Source organism: Acinetobacter sp. UBA2581 (assembly GCF_002339435.1).
Taxonomy (GTDB): Bacteria; Pseudomonadota; Gammaproteobacteria; order Pseudomonadales; family Moraxellaceae; genus Acinetobacter; species Acinetobacter variabilis.
Map to the genome: position 1 here is coordinate 1 of NZ_DDLD01000077.1, position 7,692 is coordinate 7,692.

The following is a 7,692-nucleotide window of genomic DNA, read 5'->3' on the forward strand; positions in this document are numbered from 1 at the left end:
TAATAGTGCGTAAGTCCTAGTTTAAAATAAATTCATGTTCGGAGACTTCTACCGATATTATCAAAGATTGTATTCAGTAATTGGGTTAAAATGCCTGAATATTGTTGTATTTTTCACATAATATCACTGAAAATCGCAAAGTATCGGGAAAAGTTATATGAATAATGAGTGTATGGCTATGCTGGCGGAGCAGTGGAAGCAGATCTGTCAAAATTATTCATCGGATGATTTGCTACACGCATTTCAGTTTATTCAAGACCACTCGTCGGTACTGGTAGAAGAATTCTATAAAAATATGCTTCTGGAAGAAGAAGCCTCTCAATATTTTACTGATGAGCTGATTCAGCAGCGTTTACGCGATACTTTACATCAATGGCTTTCAGAAAGTTTCAGTGTGGCGCTGAATAAGCGTTATGCAGAAGCCGTGCAAAAACAGAATATCGTTGGACATGTGCATGCACGCGTTGGGATTCCATCCTGGCTGATTATGCGCGGTGTACGAGAAATTCAGCGCAAAATGTTTGAATTGCTGAGTTTAAATCCGCAGCCGAACATGCTTACTACCTGTAGCTATATTGTACAAATCATGGGATTTGCCACAGAAATTATGTGTCGTTCCTATGAGGCAAAATCAGTCCAGAATCAGGAAATGAAGCACAGTTACCGGGTATTTTCTGCAATGCAGGATGTCGCGGTACAAAAAGATAAGCAGCGCAGTTCATTGCTGGATTGGGAAAATGAGCTGATGTTCAAGGTCTTTTCTGGCACTACAGGCATTAGACATCAAATGCTGTCCAAGTCAGAATTTGGCTTATGGTTTATTCATAAAGCGTCTTATGCCTTTACCGGTTCTGATCAGGTCGATTTAATTATCGAGCGAATTTATCAGATCGATACGCTAAATCAGGCAGTGCTGAAATGTACTGAAAAAGATCAGATGCTGAATCTGATTCAAAGTATTCGTGATTTAAACCGTGAAATACAGCACCTGGTCGATCAATTATTCCAGGTTGCAGATTATATCGAATCTGGAAATGACTCGTTAACCCAGTTATTGAATCGCCGTTATTTAAATACCATTATTTCACGTGAAATCAATTTCTCTCGTGATAACCAGACACCATTATCCTTGCTAGCGATTGATGCCGATTTCTTCAAAGCCATTAATGATAAATATGGTCATGCAGCTGGCGATCTGGCCTTAAAGTTTATTGCGGATGCCCTACAGAAATACATTCAGGGTAGTGACTATGCATTCCGTGTCGGTGGTGAGGAATTCCTGCTGCTGCTGGTCGATTCCGATGAAAGACGCGCGCTGAACATTGCTGAAAATATCCGTAAATATGTAGAGCATGGCTTGATCAATACGGCTCAAGGACAGCAATTCAGACTCACAGTCAGTATTGGCTGTGCGTTATTTGATGGTCATCCGGATTACCAAAGATTTCTGGATGCCGCAGATGCTGCATTGTATATGGCTAAAAATACGGGGCGTAACCGGGTCTATCTGGCGCAACCTTCTCAAATTCAGGGCGCACAAAAAGCGTCTGTCTAATTTAAAATTTGCTGCTGAATCGCAGCCTGAAATTGCTGTTTTTGCCGCACATATTCGGGATGGATTTTGGCTTCATCCCATTTTTGTTTAAATATTTTGGCTGCAGCAGCTTTAACCGGATCTTCAGAACTGCGCGGCAATTCCTCACGCCCATGTGCACCACTTAAGCCCTTTTTATCATCTGGAACCGGGCCATCGTATTTTTTGCCGCCTTTATGATTGGCATAACGCCGGGCGCGGGTATAACCCATTTGTAAAAACTTGCGTGCCATATCAGCCCCGACGAAATCTTCCTGTTTTAAATATTCCAGAAATAGAGCATAAATTTTTTTACTACTGACTTGGGCTTTTTCAGCATCTGCAAAACGCCAGTGGGGCAGGATTTCCGACTTATAAGGTTCTACTAAAAGCACGCCTTGCTCACCGCGTCCAATCCGGTATAAGTCCGGACGTTTACGGAAATCAATTTTCTTAAAATCCAGACTATAGTCAAAACTATTTGAATGAACACGTGAAGGGCGTTTAGGCGGATCAAGCTGCTTTTTACTCATGGCTGTTTCCAGAATTTATATACTTGGATCATGCAGACTTCTAAACAAAAGGTCTGTATTTAAACATGGCAGGAAATGTAGTCAGGAAATTAATTATGCAGCATCAATCTGTTTATTTTTTAAAGGAAGGAAACTAAGTTAATAAGATAAATTTTTGAAAAGAATGTAGGAATTAAATTTTAAGAAATTGAGTGAATACGTAGAAAAGTTAAGGAATTGATCGCAAAATTCCTTAACTGATGAAGATATTAAACTCGTACTTATGTTTTAACTTTCTACCACGACATAATATTTTTTAACGGCTTTAACCACTTCAAAAGTGCCAACAAAACCGGGTGGAATAATGCCAGCTTCACCTGCCTTGATTTGAGCAAAGGATTGTCCTTGAGCATCATGTAAACGGACAATCCCTTCAATTACCTGAAAGAATTCCTGTTTATTTTCAGCGAATACAATCTTCCAGGCACCCACTTCACATTGCCAGATCCCGCAATCCATATTGGGATGTTGATAGGCACTCTGGGTCAAGCGTTTAGGATTGCCTTTAACCAGCCGGTCTGGACGTGGATAATCGATACTTTCTTCAGCCTGACCTAAACCTCGACCCGCAATCCAAATAGATGACATTTTCATAACCTCATCGTGTAAAAAAGCCCCAATATCAATTGAGGCTTTCATTTATGAATCTATATTAATAACTTTCTGGTACAGCGCCTAAAAACTCACGGCGGACTTCTTTATCGGTTTTAAAGTCACCGATAAATGACACCGTACGCGTTGTTGATTCCTGTTTGCCAACACCACGCATCATCATACACATATGTGCTGAATCAATCATCACGGCCACACCACGTGCATTGGTGACTTCAGCAACCGCTTCTGCGATTTGCTGGGTCAGATTTTCCTGAATCTGCAAACGACGGGCAAACATTTCAGTAATACGTGCAAATTTAGACAGGCCCAATACTTTGCCTTCAGGTAAATAGGCAATATGTACACGGCCATAAAATGGCAATAAATGGTGTTCGCAGAGTGAATAAAATTCGATATTTTTCACTAAAACCATTTCACGGTTATCTGATGGAAAAACCGCACTATTGGTCACTTCTTCCAGAGTCTGGCTATACCCTGAGGTTAAATACGAAAACGCTTTCGCAGCACGCACGGGCGTATCTTTGAGACCAGGGCGATTGAGATCTTCACCAACGGCAGTAAGAATGTTTGCGTAAGATTGCTGCATAGTCATATGACGTATTCACTTAAACTGAGAATGAACAAGGACGGCATTGTAGCAGAAATCTTTTACAATGCCTTGTTTTGGGGGTAAATCCGCTTACTGTTTAAACTTTGGATTTTTTTCTGCACGTTTTAGCAAAACTAAAACTGCACCAGTGCCACCCTGTTTTTCAGGAGCACTGACAAAGGCCAGAACATCACGGTGCTGACGTAACCAGCCGTTGACATAAGTTTTTAAGATCGCTTCAGGCCCTTTGCCATGTACAATCTTGATCACGTTCTGGTTTTCATCTTTGGCGATCTGGATAATCTGAAGCACAGCCTGACGTGCTTCTTCGACCGTACAACCATGCAGGTCGACAGCTTCGAACCAACGCAGATTTCCCGCTTTCAGATCTTCAAAAACCTTATGCTGCAAGGTCGCAATGCAGTAGCTTAAGCTCGCCTGACTGCCAACCGGATTGAGCATGGCCTGAGTATCAGACAGCACGGTTTCATCGGTATGCATGGGACCTTCGGCAGCCGCACGCTTGGCCAGAGTTTGTGCATCGACTTTTTTCTTGGGAGATTTTTCAATTTTCGCAATATTGCCGGCATCAATTTTTTGTACGCCTTGCATCTGTTTGCGAAATAGATCGAGGTCTTCCGCCTGTTCCTGCTCCGCTGTTTTCACGACAGGGGCAACAGGTTCAGCCTTAGGCTGAGGATGACTAATTTGCTTTTTAAGATCTTTCAGTAAATTGTACTGATCTTTAGAAAGCGAAGAATCGTGTTTGCTCATAATCTGGAAACGGGGGAGATACTGAATTTGGTAAATTATAGTCTTAAATGACTGAAAGGAGAAATGAATTGCACTAAATACAACATATCCTAAACCTAGCTTTAATTTCTCAATAGTTTTCTAATATTGAATAGCTTGATGAACTTTAAATAGAAAATAATTTATGAATATTCTCCTTTTATTATTTTAACAGTTGCCTCGATGGAACATCTCTCTTTAAATATAAATCAATCAAACCTGGAAATAAAAAATGAGTTATTCAGGCAGTTGTTTGTGTGGCAATGTCCAGTTCAAAATAAATACGAATATTCAGACCATGTATCATTGTCACTGCAGTTTATGTCGTAAACAGAGTGGTACGGCCGCGAATGCAGCAACTTTAGTTCATCAGCAATATTTTGAATGGACCTCAGGACACGCTTCCATTTCCTGTTATCAAAAAGAGACCGGATTTCGTTCTCATTTTTGTCAACACTGTGGCTCGCCTGTACCGAATCAGGTAGGTACTATTGCATTGATCTGGATTCCTTTAGGGCTTCTGGATCAAGTACCCAAAATTCAGCACAGACTGAATTTTTGTCTGAACTCTAAAGTAGATTGGGCAAATGAAATCAAGGCGGATGAGTACTATTCTGAACTGCCAGAATTTGAAAAATTAATCTCTTATTTTGATCATTTAACTTAGTATTAAATGAATTAAATTAGTTAATAGAAAAAAAAGCCCCATGCTGAGCCGGGGCTTTTTTTATACTTAATATTTTAAACTGATTCAGGCTCACCGAATAAATCACGGAAAGCATGATCCGGGCGTGGCTGTTTCATGAAACTTTCACCGACCAGGAAAGCATGAATATCATGTTCTTGCATCATCGCAACATCAGCAGGGATCGCAATACCGCTTTCAGTGACCAGCAGGCGTGAAGGATCCAGTAGTTTTTTCAGACGTAATGATGTATTCAGGTCGACATCAAAAGTTTTTAAATTACGGTTATTCACACCCAGCAGACAACGATCAGAAAGTTTTAAAGCACGCCCTAATTCTTCTTCATCATGCACTTCAACCAGTACATCCAGATTATGCTCAAACGCAGTTTTAGACATTTCCTCTAACTGCTGATCAGAAAGACAGGCCACGATCAGCAAAATACAGTCTGCATGCAGGGCACGCGCTTCAATCACGCCATAAGGATCGATCAGGAAATCTTTACGCAGCGCAGGCAAATCACAGTGTGAACGGGCAATCTGAATATATTCATCAGCACCCTGGAAAAAATCCACGTCAGTTAGTACAGATAAACAGGCAGCGCCGGCATCCTGATATTGCGCCGCAATTTCTGCAGGATTGAAGTTTTCACGAATCACGCCTTTGGACGGAGAAGCCTTTTTAATTTCAGCGATTACACCTGGGCGTTTAGACATTAAAGATTGGGCAAAGCCACGGACTGGTGTCGCACCTTGTGCCAGTTCTTCGATATCCTTATAGCTTTTCTGCTTAAGACGGAGAGCGAACTCTTCTTTCTTACGATCAACAATTTTACCCAAAATTGTATTTGCAATATCAACCATGATTCAAATTCCTGACCGTATTAAGCTTCATATTGTTTGATGGTTTTGGTGAATTCAGACAGCACGCTCATTTTTTCCAGTGCCTGGCCACCATAAATAATATCGTGTGCCAGTGCCACACCTTGTTTATAGCTTGAAGTCAGGCCTGATACATAAATACCTGCGCCGGCATTTAGAGCAATCATATTGGCAGCCTTATGACCGGTCTCAGATTTCTTTTTGCCTAAGGCATCTTTAATCAGAGCCAGACTTTCTACTGAGCTTTCAATAATTAAACCGGTTAAGGTTTGCGATTCAATGTCGACCTGTTCAGGGATAATTTCCCATTCAGTGATTTCACCGTTTTTCAGCTCAGCCACATGGGTAGAAGAAGCCAGACTGATTTCATCTAAACCATCACGTGAATGAACGACCATGACATGTTCAGCACCGAGCTGTTTCATGACTTCAGCGATTGGACGGCACAGTTCATTGGAAAATACCCCGATGACCAAACGTTTTACACCAGCCGGATTCGTAAGCGGGCCGAGCAGGTTGAAAATACTACGAATACCCAGTTCTTTACGTGGACCAATCGCATATTTCATGGCTTTGTGATGGTTAGGCGCGAACAGGAAGCCAACACCGATATCACGGATACAGCGTTCGGTTTGCTGCATATTCAAATCAAGATTAATGCCTGCCTGTTCCAGCAGGTCAGAAGAGCCTGATTTGGTGGAAACACCGCGGTTACCATGTTTGGCAATGGTTGCACCAGCTGCTGCAATTACAAAAGCTGAAGCGGTAGACACGTTAAACAGGTTTTGTCCATCACCGCCTGTACCGACGATATCCACCAGATGAGGGACATCACTGACATCGATTTTGGTTGCGAGTTCACGCATGACACGTGCTGCAGCGGTAATCTCGTCAATACTTTCACCTTTCAGGCGTAGACCCATGAGCAGAGCACCGATCTGGGCATCGGTTGCTTCGCCAGACATGATGGTACGCATCACGTCTTCCATTTGTTCCTGAGTCAGGTGAATGTTTTTAGTAATATTACTTAAAGCTTGTTGAATATTCATGACTTGCGTTTCGCTCATTATGCGTAAATTTCAAGAAAGTTTTTAAATATCTGATGACCATGCTGGCTCAGGATTGATTCCGGATGGAACTGCACACCTTCAATCGGTAGTGTCTTATGTTTAATCCCCATGATTTCTTCCATAGAGCCATCTTCTTCATTGGTCCAGCAGGTCACTTCCAGACATTCTGGTAAAGTGGCCTGATCAATTACCAGCGAGTGGTAACGCGTTGCAGAGAAAGGATTCGGCAGGTTGCTGAAAATACCTTTATCGCTGTGATACATGTCAGATAAGCGACCATGCATGACGCGTTTGGCACGAATAATATCGCCGCCAAAAGCCTGACCAATACTTTGATGCCCCAGACAAACACCGAGTAGGGGAATTTTGCCACCAAAATGCTGAATGGCAGGAATCGAAATTCCAGCTTCACTTGGCGAACATGGACCAGGACCAATCACCAGATACTTGGGTTGCCATCGCTCAATATCCTCCAATGTCACGGCATCATTGCGGACTACTTTTACTTCTTGATTCAGTTCGCCAAAATACTGGACGATGTTATAAGTAAAGGAGTCATAGTTGTCGATCATTAGAAGCATGAGCTTAACCTATTGAAATTATTGCACTTAACTGTGCTAAAGTGATCCAGATTGAGCTTTATCGGGACTTGTTGCAAGTCTAGGGAATACACGACTAAATCGTTGATTTCATTGTGTGAAAATAAAGCACGCCTCATCATAGCAAAAAATAGCCACATCGGGCGCAATAATTTTTCAATTTTCAGGCTAGTGATTAGCTCACAGCCTTTTAGGCATTTTAAATGTGCGTATAAGTAATTAACTGACAAAAAGTAAGTTTAAATAAATATTGCAGTTATTATTTTTTAAATTAAAAATAAATAAGTTTTAAATGATTAGGGCGTGTCCTCATTTG

9 protein-coding genes are annotated in these 7,692 nt (G+C 41.5%); 2 read left to right on the forward strand and 7 right to left on the reverse strand.

The annotated features are described in order from the left end of the window. Positions 1–157 precede the first annotated feature (157 nt). Positions 158–1,555 (forward strand): diguanylate cyclase, encoded by a 1,398-nt coding sequence (locus B3Q46_RS09435; RefSeq protein WP_005234843.1) that lies wholly within the window; start codon positions 158–160, stop codon positions 1,553–1,555. Here B3Q46_RS09435 and B3Q46_RS09440 read toward each other — a convergent pair. From B3Q46_RS09440 to B3Q46_RS09455, 4 genes are all read right to left on the reverse strand, one after another. Then, entirely contained in the window at positions 1,552–2,106 is a 555-nt protein-coding gene (locus tag B3Q46_RS09440) for a DUF4385 domain-containing protein (protein ID WP_005234845.1), read from the reverse strand. The genes B3Q46_RS09435 and B3Q46_RS09440 overlap by 4 nt on opposite strands. A 267-nt stretch (positions 2,107–2,373) precedes the next feature. Next, complete coding sequence (locus B3Q46_RS09445) at positions 2,374–2,733, reverse strand: cupin domain-containing protein (RefSeq protein ID WP_005234848.1); 360 nt, start codon at positions 2,731–2,733, stop codon at positions 2,374–2,376. Positions 2,734–2,797: 64 nt separating this feature from the next. Continuing rightward, on the reverse strand, positions 2,798–3,346 hold the full coding sequence (gene folE / locus B3Q46_RS09450; RefSeq protein ID WP_171064799.1) for a GTP cyclohydrolase I FolE: 549 nt from the start codon (positions 3,344–3,346) through the stop codon (positions 2,798–2,800). A gap of 93 nt (positions 3,347–3,439) precedes the next feature. Further along, complete coding sequence (locus B3Q46_RS09455) at positions 3,440–4,123, reverse strand: Smr/MutS family protein (protein ID WP_005234850.1); 684 nt, start codon at positions 4,121–4,123, stop codon at positions 3,440–3,442. Positions 4,124–4,373: 250 nt separating this feature from the next. On the opposite strand from B3Q46_RS09455, the gene B3Q46_RS09460 reads away from it, so the two are divergent. Continuing rightward, positions 4,374–4,808 (forward strand): GFA family protein, encoded by a 435-nt coding sequence (locus tag B3Q46_RS09460; protein WP_005234852.1) that lies wholly within the window; start codon positions 4,374–4,376, stop codon positions 4,806–4,808. A 74-nt stretch (positions 4,809–4,882) separates the two neighbouring features. Here B3Q46_RS09460 and trpC read toward each other — a convergent pair whose 3' ends face one another. Genes trpC through B3Q46_RS09475 form a run of 3 tightly spaced genes read right to left on the reverse strand, consistent with a single transcriptional unit; the run spans position 4,883 to position 7,358 of the window. Further along, positions 4,883–5,689 carry an indole-3-glycerol phosphate synthase TrpC gene (gene trpC / locus B3Q46_RS09465; protein ID WP_005234856.1) on the reverse strand — a complete coding sequence of 269 codons (807 nt, stop codon included), beginning with the start codon at positions 5,687–5,689 and terminating at the stop codon, positions 4,883–4,885. 20 nt (positions 5,690–5,709) lie between these two features. After that, positions 5,710–6,756 carry an anthranilate phosphoribosyltransferase gene (gene trpD, locus B3Q46_RS09470; protein ID WP_286714965.1) on the reverse strand — a complete coding sequence of 349 codons (1,047 nt, stop codon included), beginning with the start codon at positions 6,754–6,756 and terminating at the stop codon, positions 5,710–5,712. Positions 6,757–6,773: 17 nt separating this feature from the next. Continuing rightward, positions 6,774–7,358, reverse strand: a complete 585-nt coding sequence (locus B3Q46_RS09475; protein ID WP_004782771.1) for an anthranilate synthase component II — start codon at positions 7,356–7,358, stop codon at positions 6,774–6,776. Positions 7,359–7,692: the final 334 nt, after the last annotated feature.

Bases quoted from the DNA above. Each gene is read 5' to 3' on its own strand.
- folE (WP_171064799.1), bottom strand. From the start codon at position 3,346: ATGCAGCAATCTTACGCAAACATTCTTACTGCCGTTGGTGAAGATCTC.
- B3Q46_RS09455 (WP_005234850.1), bottom strand. From the start codon at position 4,123: ATGAGCAAACACGATTCTTCGCTTTCTAAAGATCAGTACAATTTACTG.
- B3Q46_RS09435 (WP_005234843.1), top strand. From the start codon at position 158: ATGAATAATGAGTGTATGGCTATGCTGGCGGAGCAGTGGAAGCAGATC.
- B3Q46_RS09475 (WP_004782771.1), bottom strand. From the start codon at position 7,358: ATGCTTCTAATGATCGACAACTATGACTCCTTTACTTATAACATCGTC.
- B3Q46_RS09440 (WP_005234845.1), bottom strand. From the start codon at position 2,106: ATGAGTAAAAAGCAGCTTGATCCGCCTAAACGCCCTTCACGTGTTCAT.
- B3Q46_RS09460 (WP_005234852.1), top strand. From the start codon at position 4,374: ATGAGTTATTCAGGCAGTTGTTTGTGTGGCAATGTCCAGTTCAAAATA.
- trpC (WP_005234856.1), bottom strand. From the start codon at position 5,689: ATGGTTGATATTGCAAATACAATTTTGGGTAAAATTGTTGATCGTAAG.
- B3Q46_RS09445 (WP_005234848.1), bottom strand. From the start codon at position 2,733: ATGTCATCTATTTGGATTGCGGGTCGAGGTTTAGGTCAGGCTGAAGAA.
- trpD (WP_286714965.1), bottom strand. From the start codon at position 6,756: ATGAATATTCAACAAGCTTTAAGTAATATTACTAAAAACATTCACCTG.